Source organism: Brucella sp. 22210 (genome assembly GCF_052045675.1).
Taxonomy (GTDB): domain Bacteria; phylum Pseudomonadota; class Alphaproteobacteria; order Rhizobiales; family Rhizobiaceae; genus Brucella.
This window is the reverse complement of sequence record NZ_JBQEPD010000051.1, coordinates 1-14526: the sequence shown is the minus strand read 5'-3', so window position 1 is coordinate 14526 and position 14526 is coordinate 1. Positions and strand designations below refer to the sequence as shown.

The following is a 14526-nucleotide window of genomic DNA, read 5'->3' as shown; positions in this document are numbered from 1 at the left end:
GTAAGCGCTGTTTTCAGGCCACGGCTTTGAGATCGTGCGTTGCGGCATAGGCCCAAGGCAGCAGGTCGTCGATCTGGCTATTTGGATGATTGTTGACGATCTTGGTGAGGACGTCTGAGAGATAGGCCAGTGGCTCGACATTGTTGAGCTTTGCCGTCTCGATGAGCGAGGCGATAGTCGCCCAGTGTTCGGCCCCGGCGTCAGAACCGGCAAATAGCGCATTTTTGCGATTGAGGGCAATTGGCCTGATTGACCGTTCGACGACGTTGGAATCGATCTCGATCCGGCCATCGTCGATGAAGCGGGTCAAGCCGTCCCAGCGTGACAAGGCATAGCGGATTGCTTCGGCGAGTTTTGTCTTCTGGCTGATGTAGCCGAGTTGTTCACGCAGCCAGGGAGCGAGGCTGTCGGTAATCGGACGACTTTTTTCCTGACGGGCGACACGACGCTCCTCGTGGGGCCGGCCACGTATCTCTTCTTCGATCCTGTAAAGTTCGCCGATGCGTCGCAGCGCCTCGCTGGCGATGGGTGCCGGACCAGCGGCAGCAAGCTCATAGAAGCGGCGTCGAACGTGGGACCAGCAGAAGGCCAGCGACACGGTGTTCTTTGCCGCGAGCGGGCGATATCCACTGTAGCCGTCTACCTGCAGGATGCCGACGAAGCCGTCGAGATGGGCCATCGGTCGTTCGCCTTTGCGATCTGGCGCATAGACATAGGTGACACCGGGCGGGTCATCGCCCTGCCACGGCCGGTCATCTCGTGCATAAGCCCAAAGCTGGCCGGTCTTGGTTTTGCCACGTCCCGGATCGAGCACCGGGGCCGTCGTCTCGTCGGCGAAGAGCTTGGACGATGACTTCAGATGATCGAGCAGCCGCTGATGGACCGGGCGTAGATGCCAGGCGGCGCGACCGACCCAGTCGGCGAGCGTCGAACGGTCGAGGTCGATGCCCTGACGCTTGTAGATTTGCGCCTGGCGATACAGCGGCAGGTGGTCAGCATATTTAGATACCAGCACCTGGGCGACGGTTGCCTCTGTCGGGATGCCGCCCTCGATCAGCCTTGCCGGGGCCGGAGCCTGGACAACGACTTCTTCACAGGCCCGGCAGGCATACTTCGGGCGGCGCAGCACGAGCACCCGGAATTGGGCGGGCACAAGATCGAGCTTCTCGCTGACATCCTCGCCGATCCGATGCAGGTCGTTGCGGCAGCAGGGGCAGGCATGGTTATCGATATCGACCACGATCTCGACGCGCGGCAGATGCGCTGGCAGTGAACCCCGGTTCGTACGCCGTTTAGCGACCTGCGCCTGGCGCAGAGCAGTCGAGCCTTGTTCCTTCTCTTCCAGCCCGGCAGCCTCGATCTGTTCGGCCTCTTCAAGCCCAAGCAGAAGCTGGTCCTCTGGAAGCGTCTCTGCCCGTCGACCAAAGCGGTGACGCTGTAATTCCTTGATGATCTGCCGCAGGCGGGCATTCTCCGCCTCACGCGAAAGCACCATTGCTTTCAGCGCGTTCAGGTCATCCGGAAGCTCGTCTGCCGTCATCGTCATGGATCGAGAACAGCATATTTTGCCGCTCGGAGCGAGACGCTGAATGGCTCTGATTCAATTGGTCGCGCCCGTTATCCGGCCTTTATCGGCGTGCGCGTTTCGCTCGGCGCATGCACGCGTTTCCAGTCCAATCCTTCGAACAGAGCCGAGAACTGGGCGGCCGTCAGATGCATCACACCGTCTTGCATTCGAGGCCAATGGAACTCGCCATCCTCGATCCGCTTGGCGACCAGGCACACGCCGCTGCCGTCCCAGAAGATCAGCTTGATCCGGTCCGTTCGTTTGGCCCGGAATACGTAGATCGTGCCCGAGAACGGGTCGGCACCCATCTGGGCCTTTACCAATGCCGCCAATCCTTCAGCACCTTTGCGGAAGTCGACAGGCTTGGTGGCGATCATCACTTTTACCGCACCGGACGGGCCAATCACGACTGAGCCTTCAACGCCTGGATGACGGCGGCAATGGTTGCAGCATCGGTGCCAGAGGCAATACGCAGCCAGGCTCCATCAATCCGCAATTCAATGGCCGCCTCCGGAGAAGTTCTTCTTGGCAAACGTGCTTGCCGCGCCCTCTTCGGTTCCGAATTCTCGGGCGACACGACGACTGCTGGTGCAAACATTGGTGCTTGCTCCGGCACCGACAACACATCAAGCGGCTTTCGGGCGAGCCGTCGCCATGTGAACAACTGCTGCGGCGTCAATCCATGCCGCCGCGCCACAGAGCACACCGTGACGCCAGGCTCGCAACTCTCCGCAATGATCTGCGCCTTCTGATCGTCGCTCCATTCGCGACGACGGCCATTGCCTGTGAACACCTCAAACCGGCGTATCGGCTCATCCTTGGATTTAAGCGTAAGTTCTGAAATCGACATATGTCCTAGCCCTCTTTCGAGGTTGAACATCAATGATCAAGCGATGATCCGGAAGGTGGGGTCAGGACAGCGCTTACGCTCGAAAGCTGGCAGAGGTCGTCGCGCGAACGGCGAACACAGCAACCTGATTTATACGACTGTGCCGAAACATATTCATCAACGACGTGTTATCCCACTCACATCTCAAATATAATAGCAGCACGATCACGGAGATCGACTGCATCGCCAATCGGAATTCCATCATGTTCCACCCAGGCATGGGCAAGAAACGGGAATCGTTGAACACCGAGACAAAATTTTGTGTTTTTATACCCTTTTGCCTCGGCGTAACATCGCATAGCAATTGCAAACTCTAGGCACTCGAAGCGAAATGGTGACAAGCGGGCCGCGGTCATTATTTGATCTGCCACACATGGAAGTTCTCTTTGCGGCAACAATTTCGTAAGCACTTTTTGAACTTTCCCGATTTTTGTTAACGTGTTGACGATACCTCGCGTCTTTATACCAAGTTGAATAAAATATACCCACAAAGCATACCTTAAAACAGGGCTTTTCCTGGCATAAGATGCACTGTCAAAGGGGATATACCGCCATATGTAATCATGAATCCCGTCTGCGATGGAGGAACAAACCTGGTCCCCTTGAAAATTTTTCATATTATCATGGAATAGTCCTCTAATCTCACAGGGCAACAAATGAGAGGATTTTCCATAGAATAGCGATTGCTGTATAAGTTCTGTTTGAGCCAATGTAAGAATATAATAGCGATCAGTCTGGCTGTCGAAAATGATGCCGCCATCTCGCGTGAAGCATGAAAAGCAGTGATCCTTGAGGGCCGACATATTTAAACCCGTCGCCAGATTTTGTAATAGAGTTCTAACGATGCTACCAGGAAAGTTGCGGGCGTCGGGGGTATTCCACCCAATCGGCAACGTTCCATGTCACAAAACAAACCTTCAGGGTTAACAAAACCATGTCGGGCTGCCTCGCCATTCATGATCAGATGAGTAACTTCGTCACTTTCCTCCCGAAACATGCGTTGTACCAGCCCGTTCAAATGGCCTTTGCCTTGGCTAAAAAAAACGTCATCTCCATACCGCTCGTAGAAACTTCGCCGCTGCGGCAACCGATTGAACTGAGTACTGAACGTCGCACTGTCGGGCCGATGCAACGCCCAGGAGAGCAACGTCCTATTCAGGTAAGGATAGAGCGTGGGGCAGTTACTATCCGTTATACGATCAATCGAGCCGTGATGCACCGCGTTCATTGCTTGTCGGCGTCGCCGGTTGACTGGATGCTCTTTGGAGCCGCACTGCAAAAGCTGTGCTATGCGCGCCCGTCCGGCCGCGCTTTTGCGCAGGCACTCATCGGTTAATATGCTTCGATTGGGATCAGAGAAACGAGCTGATGCAGGAAGAGCCCCAAATTTTGCCGACAACAGTTTATAGCTTTCATCCAGACATTGACGCGCCATGCCAAACCAGGAGAATTGTCGTAAGACACCGAGCGTTTTTGCAACCTCAAGCGCTCTTCCTGGATGGGGCGGCCTCTGTAACAGGTAATCAAGAACCGCACTTGTAGTAGGACATGCCAAAAAAATGTGATCGCCTCCATGCCCGTTTAAAACAGCTATCTCCCCGTGCAAGCTATTGATGTGTTCACGGAGCGAGATTTGCAGGGCCGTGAACAGCAACCACGGCGAAGGACGCGGTGGCTTTTGTGTGTACGCTGTGAGCGCCTTGGAAATCATCCCTTCCGGGTGGACTGGAAGAGTTATGTGTTCGACATTGTTGCGCTGGCACAAGCCTTCCGCGGCTTTGACATCCCGCCCGTTTTTAACGTATGGATCGACATATGTTACACACAATACGCTTGCAGGATCCTTCGTTGCTTCGAGCGAGGTATACAGCAATCCAGTTGAATCCAGACCACCAGACAATTCGATAAGAAATCTTCTATGACCCGTATTATATTGGTCGATATATTTGATCAAACTGTGTGGAATATCCTTATCACCAAAGGGGGCGTCCTCCCCCTCACTCGTCACCAACACACAATAACCGCCGTCTTTGTCCAAACGAACAACTGTTCCCGGCATAATTCCCTGAATGCCAATGAAAGGGGTTTTGTCGGTTGCTTCTTCGGAAGACGACAAATAAGCGGCAATGAAATCAGGATCTACAAGGAGCTCTTCAAACATATCTGCAAGCGTTGAATAATCGTCACTGAGCCACCATCGTCCCTTTCGAAAGCAAAAGACCAGGTCATGGGCACTATGAAGTGGCCGCGATATCTGAAGATACGTTGCATGGGACGAAAGAAAAAATTCTCCGCGGTTCCCCTGCAATTTGTGTATACTCTTCATGGACACAAATCCGGCCGGAACATCATGCTCGGTAAAATCAACGTAAGCCGGACGAAATGAAGGCTGCAGGTTCTTGAAATGGCCTATATGCATGACAAATCTCGCATGGGCTAATAACCAAAGAGCTTGCCGTTCAGGAGGCTCAAATGGAGTGACTATGATAGATAAGCTCCTCGAAGGGCTCGAGACTTTTATAAATCAGACGAGCCCTGGACCCATCGTTTTTTTAATTGGACTTACAGGCTATCGAGAGCACATCCAGATAGCGAGGAAAGGGCTTTGTGATTTGCTCCAAAACACATAGCTGGATTGGTTCCGTGGCTCAATTTCAGCCGAGCCGTACCAGATTGTGTTGCCAACTGGTGCCTGATCCAAAAACCGGCAATCCAGGTTCGGAGCGGCAATTTCTGCAGTTCGCCGGCTCATCCGCGCTGTCGCAAGGCAGCCCTTGCGTCCAGGTAGCCTGATTCCAGCATTTGCATCCCTGGTTTCCAGGCGCTGTACAAATGTCGCGATTAGAAAGATCACCAGCAAGTATATACATCTATTAGATTTTTCGAATTTGAGTTTGAAACAGCATATGTGTCAGCCGGGGTTCAAACGTCAAATTCAATCCACGTGCCGGGTCATGCATTTGATGGTCAATTTGTATCCTCATTTTTGGCTGCAGACCAAAGGTTAAAACGAACAATACGTAGTAATCCCCCAGTCAATTTCCGTCAGAGGTTCGTCCTGACAACGAGGACTTCTTCATGACCTTTGCGCCGCCCACCCCAAATGGGTGGGGGCAGTTCAATTCGTACGGCAGAACATCAGTCCGTCCAAAAGCCAAGTACTTCAAAGTGCAAACCCAATGCCCCATTTGTTACCTGCCGGGCATCAAGTATATTCACACCATTTCTGTCGTTTTGGCGACGAGGTGTGATCAGCGATTTGATAACGGAGCGAAATAATTTCATAACTTACACCCTTGTTCGAATGGAAATAATCTGTCCCTGAAAAACATACTGCTTTATTTTTTGAGAAGAGAGCAAGCATGTCAATATACATGATACTTCGCCAATGTAATTGCTACAACACTCAGGAATCAGCCTCCTATTAAGTGCCCGCTCTTGGTTTGGGAGAGCTTGCTTGCGGACGGCAAATCAGCCATGAATAGAATAACTATTTCATCTGCTTGTCTCCTGTTCGCCAGCGCCGATCCCGACAGGAAGAACGCGCTGACAGTCTCAGGAGTAATCATCATAGGGAACGACAGCGATGACGCAGAGGCAGGATGCCAATCGATTGGACGACAAAGAATTAACAGAAATGAAAAATCTGGAAAAGACCGGTTTGCGCCCTGTGATTGCACGTAAATATGCCTGTGAAATGGCCAAGGCGATTAATGATCTCCTCTGTGAACCAGTCGCTGTTCTGCCGGCTAAAGAAGGGGACGTGATTTATCCATTGCAATTGGGTGCGGGACCAGCTTTTGCAAGGCTGATAAAGCAAAATGTTTCCAGAAAAATACTGAACGAAGCGATTAATCGCTATACGCGTTGCACCTTCTACCGATTAGCATGCATACAGAAGGGAGCGATGCGGCATGATCTTGCGGGAAACCCCGTTGAGCCCATCAACGAAGTTCACCGGGCGTTTGCACGTGAGATGCTGGAGAAGCAAAAAAACGTGCGGCGAGACAGTAACGCATCGACGCCATGAACTGAGCGCCTTCAAAAATATATTTTGATTGAAACGACTTGGTCAAGTGGATGAAGTTGTTGCCGCAGCCAATTTCAAAGCTGGAATTCGGGGAATCCGGTAGTGTCAATCCGTTAAAAGCGCCAAATTTTCCATTCCGGTATATAATTTGCTCCTGGCACAGTTGCTTGGAGCAACTTACTGGAGTAGGTTGTAAAAACACTCTTATGAATAATCCTGATTGATAAATTTAATGAATTCAGTAATATCAGATTTGTTTTAATTATTATTTTTAGGATAGCTTAAACGCCAGCAATTTATGTATTGCCAGTACGCCTTAAAAATGAACAGATTTTCATATACATTATTAATATTATTTTTTACGAAACGCTAAAATATTTATCTCATTTTAGGTTTATCTGCATAAAATGTCCGTTCATGTAATTTCACAACAAAGTGTGGGATACCTCCTCGAGTGTCACGACTGTGGTCTCGTTCAGAATGTGCCGCACCTGGAAAATGGCATGTGCGCCCGATGCACCCGCTGTAATGCGACGCTAGAGCATTATCGTTCCTATTCATTACGTCATGCCTACGCCTATGGTTGCGTCGGCGCGATCTGCTTTATCATGGCGAATTTTCTGCCTTTTATTAAGCTGGAAATCGGTGGGCGGGCGCAAGAGGCAAGCCTCGTCACCGGTATCATCTCCTTATATGATCAAGGACAGTGGCTTCTTTCCCTTGTCGTTGCTTTCACTATGTTGATAGCGCCAGGCATCAAGCTTCTTTCCCAACTGGCAGCGTTGACAAGTTTGCATATGCGACCACCAGCTGTTTGGTTGATCGCACTTCACAGCCATGCCAGCCTGGTCAATCGTTGGGCAATGATAGAGGTCTATATGCTCGGTCTGATCGTGGCCTATGTGAAGCTTATCGATCTTGCCAGTGTCGAACTTGGCACGGGTGTGTTCGCCTTAGTGGCCTTGATGCTAGCAACGGTTGCCTGTGACGCTCTGGCTGACCATGAATCGATTTTGCGCCATTTGGAGCGCCACAAAGCTTTGGCTAAGAGGGACGAGAGCCAGGCACATCAATCTGAAACCCCGCCCGGCAATGACAATTGTAAGGCAGCAGCATTCTCAAATGCACCCCCTCTAGCCCTCCAACATCGAAGAAAGCATAATAGTTTAACCCGCAGTTGGGCTTTGGTTATCACAGCTGCCATCCTTTATATCCCAGCCAATCTTATGCCAGTGATGACTATTACGTCTCTCGGAGCGAGCGAAGCTGAGACTATATTAAGCGGAATTATCAGCCTCGCCGATTCCGGCATGTGGCCACTCGCTATTCTGGTTTTCTTTGCCTCGATTCTCGTACCAATGCTCAAGCTGTGTGGCTTGATACTGCTGTTGGTCCCCACTCAACGCGGTCTGGCATGGCGGCTTCGTGAACGGACAGCCCTTTACCGATTGATTGAATTTCTTGGGCGTTGGTCAATGATAGATATATTCGTCCTCTCGATATTGGCCGCGCTCGTTCAACTTGGTCAGATAGCCACTATTGAACCTGGAACAGGTGCTGTTGCCTTTGCCGCCGTTGTCATTATTACCATGATCGCGTCGCAGACCTTCGATCCTCGGCTCATGTGGGACGTCGCAACCCCTCCTTATGGAAAGACAATCGATTGACTGATTCCGACGCTCAAGCCAGCGATCTGGCTACATCCAGAATAAGTCCGCCACGCCGCTTTTCTCCCATATGGGTCATTCCTGTTCTAGCGGCAGCGATTGCGCTTTATCTCGGCTGGAGCTCTTTATCACAAAAGGGACCGCTCATAACGATCAGCTTGCGCACAGCAGAGGGATTGGAACCCGGCAAGACGCAAATTCGCTACAAAGCGATCGTCTTTGGCCATGTTAAAACCATTTCGCTATCGCCAGATGGTACTCATGTTGTTGCCACTGCCGAAATGACAAAACAGGCAGAACCACTTTTGCGACTAAACACTTCGTTTTGGGTCGTCCAACCGCGCTTATCCGCGAGTTCAGGCATTTCCGGGCTGTCAACGATTGTGTCGGGGGTCTATATCGAGTTAGACCCAGGAAAAGGCGGCGAAACAATGAGCGATTTTGTTGCATTGGACACCCCGCCTGTCGTTCTAACCGGGGAAGCGGGCACTGAATTCTCTTTGATTACTGAACAAATTGGCTCAATCAGTGCTGGATCGCCAATCTTCTATCGTGGCCTTCAAGTCGGCCAGGTTCTCGGCTACCACACCTCCAACCTGGCTGAGGGCGTTACTGTTCGCGCCTTTGTGCAAGCGCCTTACGACGATCAGGTTCAAACGAACACTAACTTCTGGAATGCTTCCGGTGTTTCGCTCACCACGGGCCCGCAGGGGTTTCGATTTCAGTTGGATTCCATCCAGGCTCTTCTTGCGGGTGGAATCGCATTTGACACTCTATCTGGTACTTCTGTTAAGAAACGCGCGGCACCTGGCACAACCTTCAGACTTTATCGCGATCAAACGAGCGCTGATGAAGCCAAATATACACTTCGCCTAAAGTATCTGGTCTATTTTGATTCTTCAGTCGGCGGCCTTGCGCCAGGTTCCAATGTTGAGTGGCACGGACTGAAAATCGGACGGGTAGTCGATGTCAGGCTACAGTATGATGTCGCTAAGAATATTTTGCGTGCACCGGTCCTCATCGAAATTGAACCCCAACGTGCAGAGCTCGTAGGCGTGACAGGAGCCATCGATCCAGAGGTCGCGCTGAAATCGGCCGTATCCAAAGGCCTGCGTGCCCAGCTCAAAACAAGCAATTATCTGACAGGGCAAAGTGTTGTCGCTCTGGAAATGGAACCAAATGCAAAAAAGGAAGAACTCGGCAAAGGCGATACTTACCCGGTGATCCCCACCGATCCTAATCAATTCGATTCGGCGTTGCGTTCGGTCAATGATGTTTTGGATCGCATTTCCAAAATGCCTCTCGATAAGCTGACTATCCAAGCCACGGATACATTGAAGTCATTCCAGGACCTTGCCGTTGCCCCGGAACTAAAGCAATCAATGACCTCGCTTGCCAGCACTTTGACGGCGGCAAACGAGTTGGTCACCCAAACCAAAACCGATTTGCGCCCTCTACTGAAGAATTTGGGACCCGCGCTCGACACGGCCCAACAAACAATGAAAAGAATCAATACTGGCGTCGGCTCGTTCGAGCAAGGCTATGGCAACTTGTCCAGCTTCAAGCGCGAAATAACACGCCTTATATCACAACTTGACGATACCATGCGCTCCATCCGCGTGGTCTCCGACTATCTTGCTCAACACCCTGAAGCTCTGATCAGGGGTAAGTCGACGGGAACCAATTGATGTCATTTATCTCTGCTACTCCTCGCTATATCATCGGCCTTCTCGCTTTAACTTTGATCGCTTCCTGCGCTTCCCCTGAGGCCACAACATACACGCTCATGGCCCAAACCACGCGGCAGCTATCGGGAAAATCTGTTTCCCTCTTGATCGAAACCGTGGATATAGCCAAATACCTCGATCGCCCTCAATTGGTACGGCGTACGGATGGTGTGAAGTTGGGAATTTCTGAATTTGAGCGTTGGGGAGAGCCCATGGGGGCAATGATCCAGCGTGTGTTAGCGGAAAATTTGCGGCGACGCTTGCCAGACGGATCGACGATAACCACCAGCCTTACGACAACTGGTAAAGAAGAAATAGCACTTTCACTTTCCATTGATCGTTTTGATGTCCAGACCGACGATCTGGTTGTGTTAAATGCTCAATGGCAAATACACTATCGACATGGCCTTGCCAGCCTTGCCGATCAGACATCGATTACAATACGCCCCTGTGACGCAACGCCCCGAAGCCAGGTCTTGGCTATGAGCGCTGCACTAGACCAGCTTTCCAGCAAAATCGCATCCAGACTACACTGAGAAAGGCGCAAGACTACGCTCGCACTTTGATTGTTCCTGGTGGCCTGTTGCCGTCTTCGTGGACACCGGGTTAAGGTGTTTTCAATGAAACTGGAGCGCATGAATACAGCGAAGCAAGTCCAACCTGCTCGATGAGCCGATCCCGCAATGTCTGGAACCAATGCCGCGATGCAAAGGCAAACGTGTTCGACTATATCGAGCGCTTCTATAATCCGAAGCGTCGGCATTCGACAATGGGCTCCCTCAGCGCGATGGAATTTGAAAACAGGGTCGGATTAGCACATCCCGAAAAGTGTGAAACGCCTCCGCAGGGCAATCAGTCCACTGGAATGATTGCCGATCCTGCTTCTATCGCAAAAGATGCGCATTAAAGATCAGGAGCGCCGATCTGAACCACTCAGATCGAAACGCGCTCCAACTCGGTGTCCAAAAAACCGGCAGCAAGCCAGTGCAACGGTCCCGTTACATGGCAGTAAATACCATCAGCAAGATGAGCGGTGATCCAATCACCAGCTTGCCAGCCGTAGCACGTTGATCTTCGCGGCCTTGCCAGAGAGTTACAGTAGCTCCCTCGTCACTTGCGTTGTGCCGGGAGACACGCTCTGCTTCGTTCCCTCCATGCCGTGGCTGTTGCAAGATCCGACCAGTTCACCATCGCTCGACGCGTGGCACTTCTCTCCTGCACTCCACCGCTTTCCAGCAACTGTTCGACGATAGCTCAACAGCACCGTTTTTTGCGGACTAGAGATCATGGAAGAGATCGATCCCCCTTGCTTGCCCAACCGGAACCGGGACTTTCCTAATCCTTACCGAGGCGCTTGCGCAGTTCTGCGTTTTCTGTCCTCAGCTTGATGGCTAATTCCTTGCGCAGCTTGACGTTTTCAGCTTCCAGGGTAATCAAGGCACTCAGATCATCGCCAGGGGAGTCGGCTGCTATCTTTTTCGCGGCATTCTTCCAATTATAATAGGTCTGCTCACTAACTTTGGTTTGCTGCAGTACAGCTTTCAGAGTAGACTTGCCATTCCTGGTCGCATTTTCTATGTCCGCAAGGAGGGAAGCCCGCTGAGCGGGAGTATAATGCTTGCTTTTGCGTGCCGCCTTTTCCGCTATAACAGGCGCTGTTTTTGCAGCTATTTTAGCTGTCTTGTTCTTTGCGGGTTTTGGCTCAGCTTTCTTGCGGGGTGCGCGGGTCTTCTTTGTAATGTCCACAGATCTAGCCGTTTTGCGAACAGCTTGGTTTGTATCTGCAATTTTTTCGTCAGTCATGGTAGATTCCTCCTAGTTCGAAGAACGATATTTTCTGGCATTCAAAATATAGATCAAAACTTAATGTAAAATAAAGCGGGGTACCATCCTTGGCTCTGAAGAGCCGGGTTTGTATTAGAAGCCTTGATCATCCTATGGACGCTATATACAATCTTTAAAAGAGGAAGCTACCATCTATAGGTATTTGTAAAACCTTCACCAGGAAAGTTATTCACGGATGAAAAAATCCAATCTCAACGTTGTTGTTGAATATAAGAATAGACGTGCTCGCAAGGCCAAAGCATCTGTGTGGGGAAGTCTCGATTTGAAGTCGATTGCCCGCGAAGTGGAAACGGATACCTCACAGTACAAGTCACAAGCTCGCAAAACGCCTGATCTGACTGAGACCAATGGAAACATGGCAGAGCCAGAAAATTTGATGCCGCCTGCTGAACCGGTCATTGCCAATCTTATGGACAATCCACGCGAACCAGAGGACATCAAGATTGAGGTCGCAGAACCACGAGAAGCGGCAATCAAAACAGAAAAGCCACAAGACCGGGGCATGCCAGTAGAAATTATTGCCAATGAGAATAGGGGATCTGGTCGAAATCACATGAAAAAAGCGTTTCCACAAAAACAAAAATTGAATAATCAAATTGTCGGTAAGCCTGATATTCAGGCTGAGTTGTCATCTCGAAATCGAAAATGCTAATTTGAAGCGCGAACTGGCGGCAAAATTGCGCCAGGATAACGACAGGTTGTTTGCAATGCTCGAACAACTGAAATGGGGCGAAAAATAAAGGTTAGCCAGATCATGGTAGCGATCTGCGCCATTATCAGAGCGTATACCGAAAAGTGTGAAACGGCTTCAGAACAGATGCGCGTTAAAATAACGAATTAGAGCGCCGATCTGATTCAATCAGATCGAAACGTGCCCTAATTACAGCAACGTTGATAAAGTCACCAAAGTTATCGTGGAGCTTGTCATGTCGCGTAGTGACGCGCCATAACCGGCCTGGAGCCGAACCAAAGCAGGTTGAACGATTTCAGGAGTTTATGGTTCTCTGAGGTTTACCATAATTACACAGGCTCATATGAGCCTGAGCTTAAACTTACTCACATATGATTTTCTTCATTGGCGAGGTATTCCGTTCAGATACAGCTGTACCGGGATAGAACGTGCTGGTGCTTCACCCATCCATGTAAATCTGAAGAATTGCTTATTTACAGAGCCTATGAACCTTCGAACTCTGTAAAACCGAGGTGTGATTTGATGAATCTCTTTTCCATATTGTCAGCCAGAAAACCCGAAGAGTCCATATCTGAAGAACGTATCGTTGCTGTAGCCGTGAAGCTGGGGAGCCTCGTCAGCACGATGCCACCTCCAGCACGACACGATGATCTTGTAACGGGAATCTTCCGCGAGATGGGGCAGACAATCGTGTCGGAGCAGGAGGGCTTTCTGACCAGTAAAGGTCGTTTCGTTTCGAAACAGGACGCTCGGGGAATTGCCATTTCAGCCAGACAGATCGACCCCAATTGCCCAGTGCTCGTCAGTCAGCATCTGTGGTGACCTGTTAGCGATGGGACTTGCTTCACAAAAGTGGAGAGGCGTTTTGCCCCGAGGCGGCCATTCGTTCTGCACTGAGCCCCAAGATTGGACCGCCGGGAATTAGAATTTTCCGGCTCTTATGCCAATGGCGGGCTGATGACGCCATCGGGATTATGCAAGGCAATCGGCACGTTATATCCGATTGCCGAGTGAGGACGATCCTCATTATAGTGTCGACGCCAATTCTCCAACTTTTCGCGCGCATCTTCAAGCGTTAAGAACCAGTGTGCGTTCAGGCACTCGGCGCGAAGCTTACTGTTGAAGGCTTCGATGAACCCGTTATCCCTCGGCTTTCCGGGTCGGGAGAAGTCCAGTGTGACCTTGTTGGCATAGGCCCACAGATCGAGGTCACGCGAAACAAACTCACTTCCATTATCAACCCTTATTGTCTTCGGATAGCCAGCACGACGACACACTTTCTCAAGTGTCTGAACGACATCCTCACCACGATAACTGAAGCGCGGATCGGTTGCCGGCGAGTAGCGTGAATGCGTATCGACAATAGTCAGAATCCGGAGTTTCTTTCCTGTTGCCAGCTGATCATGCACAAAGTCCATCGCCCAAACATCATTCGGCCCGATCGCTTGTTGACGATCCTCACGCAGCTTGGCCTTGACACGACGTTTCGGATGTTTATTCCTGAGCTGAAGTCCTAACTCATTGTATATTCGACGTGTTTTCTTCATGTTGATGGTCCAGCCTTCGCGACGAAGCAGGACGTGTACGCGACGGTAACCCTATCGCACACGGGTTTCACAAATCTCTTTGATCCGCTTCTCAACAGCGGCCTGCACGGTGCGGCGGGACTTGTAATTGATAGTCGATCTTTCGAAGCTTAGTGCTGCACAAGCCCGTCGGATCGATATTCCCCAATCAACAAGCATTCCCGCCACCAGATCACGTTTCCGCGCAGGCCTTAAAGTTTTCGGCGGATCACATCCTGCAACATCTCCCGATCAAGCGTGAGGTCTGCAACAATCCTCTTCAGCCGCGTATTTTCCTCTTCCAAGGCGCGCAGCCGCCGTATCTCATCAGGCAGCAGACCTGCATACTTTTTCTTCCAGTTGAAATAAGTTGCCTGGCTGATCCCGCTCTTGCGACAGATTTCCGCTACCGGAACGCCGTCATCTCCCTGCTTGAGAATAAACACCTTCTGAGCGTCCGAAAACTTCGATGCTTTCATGCCTTCCACTCCTTCTCCCAGCCAGGAAAATAGCGCGGAAAACTCTCATTATAAACGGTCCAGTTT

Annotated in this window: 12 protein-coding genes and 2 pseudogenes; 7 read left to right on the top strand and 7 right to left on the bottom strand. The window is 50.8% G+C overall.

Annotated elements, in window-relative coordinates; all coding sequences use genetic code 11:
- Positions 1-13 precede the first annotated feature (13 nt).
- The 5 genes from tnpC to ACTJKP_RS24650 all read right to left on the bottom strand — a co-directional run bounded on the left by tnpC (position 14) and on the right by ACTJKP_RS24650 (position 4875).
- Positions 14-1546: an IS66 family transposase gene (gene tnpC / locus ACTJKP_RS24670; RefSeq protein WP_121539677.1), complete on the bottom strand. Its 1533-nt coding sequence runs from the start codon at positions 1544-1546 to the stop codon at positions 14-16.
- A gap of 71 nt (positions 1547-1617) precedes the next feature.
- Positions 1618-1974: an IS66 family insertion sequence element accessory protein TnpB gene (gene tnpB / locus ACTJKP_RS24665; RefSeq protein WP_109366349.1), complete on the bottom strand. Its 357-nt coding sequence runs from the start codon at positions 1972-1974 to the stop codon at positions 1618-1620.
- Complete coding sequence (gene tnpA / locus ACTJKP_RS24660) at positions 1971-2417, bottom strand: IS66-like element accessory protein TnpA (protein WP_181375986.1); 447 nt, start codon at positions 2415-2417, stop codon at positions 1971-1973. Before tnpA ends, tnpB begins: the two co-directional genes overlap by 4 nt.
- Before the next feature lie 176 nt (positions 2418-2593).
- Positions 2594-3259, bottom strand: coding sequence for a lasso peptide biosynthesis B2 protein (locus ACTJKP_RS24655; protein WP_440632552.1), 666 nt, complete (start codon positions 3257-3259; stop codon positions 2594-2596).
- A gap of 2 nt (positions 3260-3261) precedes the next feature.
- On the bottom strand, positions 3262-4875 hold the full coding sequence (locus tag ACTJKP_RS24650; protein WP_440632551.1) for an asparagine synthase-related protein: 1614 nt from the start codon (positions 4873-4875) through the stop codon (positions 3262-3264).
- A gap of 1194 nt (positions 4876-6069) precedes the next feature.
- On the opposite strand from ACTJKP_RS24650, the gene ACTJKP_RS24645 reads away from it, so the two are divergent.
- The 5 genes and pseudogenes from ACTJKP_RS24645 to ACTJKP_RS24625 all read left to right on the top strand — a co-directional run.
- Positions 6070-6486, top strand: a complete 417-nt coding sequence (locus ACTJKP_RS24645; protein WP_440632550.1) for a ProQ/FINO family protein — start codon at positions 6070-6072, stop codon at positions 6484-6486.
- Between the two features lie 503 nt (positions 6487-6989).
- Complete coding sequence (locus ACTJKP_RS24640) at positions 6990-8153, top strand: paraquat-inducible protein A (RefSeq protein WP_440632549.1); 1164 nt, start codon at positions 6990-6992, stop codon at positions 8151-8153.
- On the top strand, positions 8150-9841 hold the full coding sequence (locus ACTJKP_RS24635; RefSeq protein WP_440632548.1) for a PqiB family protein: 1692 nt from the start codon (positions 8150-8152) through the stop codon (positions 9839-9841). The genes ACTJKP_RS24640 and ACTJKP_RS24635 overlap by 4 nt, the downstream gene beginning before the upstream one ends.
- Positions 9841-10416, top strand: a complete 576-nt coding sequence (locus ACTJKP_RS24630) for a PqiC family protein (protein ID WP_440632547.1) — start codon at positions 9841-9843, stop codon at positions 10414-10416. Before ACTJKP_RS24635 ends, ACTJKP_RS24630 begins: the two co-directional genes overlap by 1 nt.
- Positions 10417-10583: 167 nt before the next feature.
- Positions 10584-10685 (top strand): annotated as a pseudogene (locus tag ACTJKP_RS24625) (IS3 family transposase); the annotation flags it as partial.
- 530 nt (positions 10686-11215) lie between these two features.
- Here the strand turns inward: ACTJKP_RS24625 and ACTJKP_RS24620 are convergent.
- Positions 11216-11683: a transposase gene (locus ACTJKP_RS24620; RefSeq protein ID WP_440632546.1), complete on the bottom strand. Its 468-nt coding sequence runs from the start codon at positions 11681-11683 to the stop codon at positions 11216-11218.
- 217 nt (positions 11684-11900) lie between these two features.
- On the opposite strand from ACTJKP_RS24620, the gene ACTJKP_RS24615 reads away from it, so the two are divergent.
- Together ACTJKP_RS24615 and ACTJKP_RS24610 are read left to right on the top strand one after the other, a co-directional pair.
- The gene (locus ACTJKP_RS24615; protein ID WP_440632545.1) at positions 11901-12377 is read left to right on the top strand and encodes a hypothetical protein; all 477 of its coding nucleotides are present in this window, start codon (positions 11901-11903) and stop codon (positions 12375-12377) included.
- Between the two features lie 561 nt (positions 12378-12938).
- Entirely contained in the window at positions 12939-13238 is a 300-nt protein-coding gene (locus ACTJKP_RS24610; protein WP_440632544.1) for a hypothetical protein, read from the top strand.
- Between the two features lie 116 nt (positions 13239-13354).
- Here the strand turns inward: ACTJKP_RS24610 and ACTJKP_RS24605 are convergent.
- Positions 13355-14460: pseudogene (locus ACTJKP_RS24605) on the bottom strand (IS3 family transposase).
- Positions 14461-14526 lie beyond the last annotated feature (66 nt).

Excerpts from the sequence above, each read along its gene's own strand:
- ACTJKP_RS24610 (WP_440632544.1), top strand. The coding sequence starts at position 12,939 with ATGAATCTCTTTTCCATATTGTCAGCCAGAAAACCCGAAGAGTCCATA.
- ACTJKP_RS24620 (WP_440632546.1), bottom strand. The coding sequence starts at position 11,683 with ATGACTGACGAAAAAATTGCAGATACAAACCAAGCTGTTCGCAAAACG.
- ACTJKP_RS24640 (WP_440632549.1), top strand. The coding sequence starts at position 6,990 with ATGTGCGCCCGATGCACCCGCTGTAATGCGACGCTAGAGCATTATCGT.
- tnpC (WP_121539677.1), bottom strand. The coding sequence starts at position 1,546 with ATGACGATGACGGCAGACGAGCTTCCGGATGACCTGAACGCGCTGAAA.
- ACTJKP_RS24655 (WP_440632552.1), bottom strand. The coding sequence starts at position 3,259 with ATGTCGGCCCTCAAGGATCACTGCTTTTCATGCTTCACGCGAGATGGC.
- ACTJKP_RS24650 (WP_440632551.1), bottom strand. The coding sequence starts at position 4,875 with ATGCATATAGGCCATTTCAAGAACCTGCAGCCTTCATTTCGTCCGGCT.
- ACTJKP_RS24615 (WP_440632545.1), top strand. The coding sequence starts at position 11,901 with ATGAAAAAATCCAATCTCAACGTTGTTGTTGAATATAAGAATAGACGT.
- tnpA (WP_181375986.1), bottom strand. The coding sequence starts at position 2,417 with ATGTCGATTTCAGAACTTACGCTTAAATCCAAGGATGAGCCGATACGC.
- ACTJKP_RS24630 (WP_440632547.1), top strand. The coding sequence starts at position 9,841 with ATGTCATTTATCTCTGCTACTCCTCGCTATATCATCGGCCTTCTCGCT.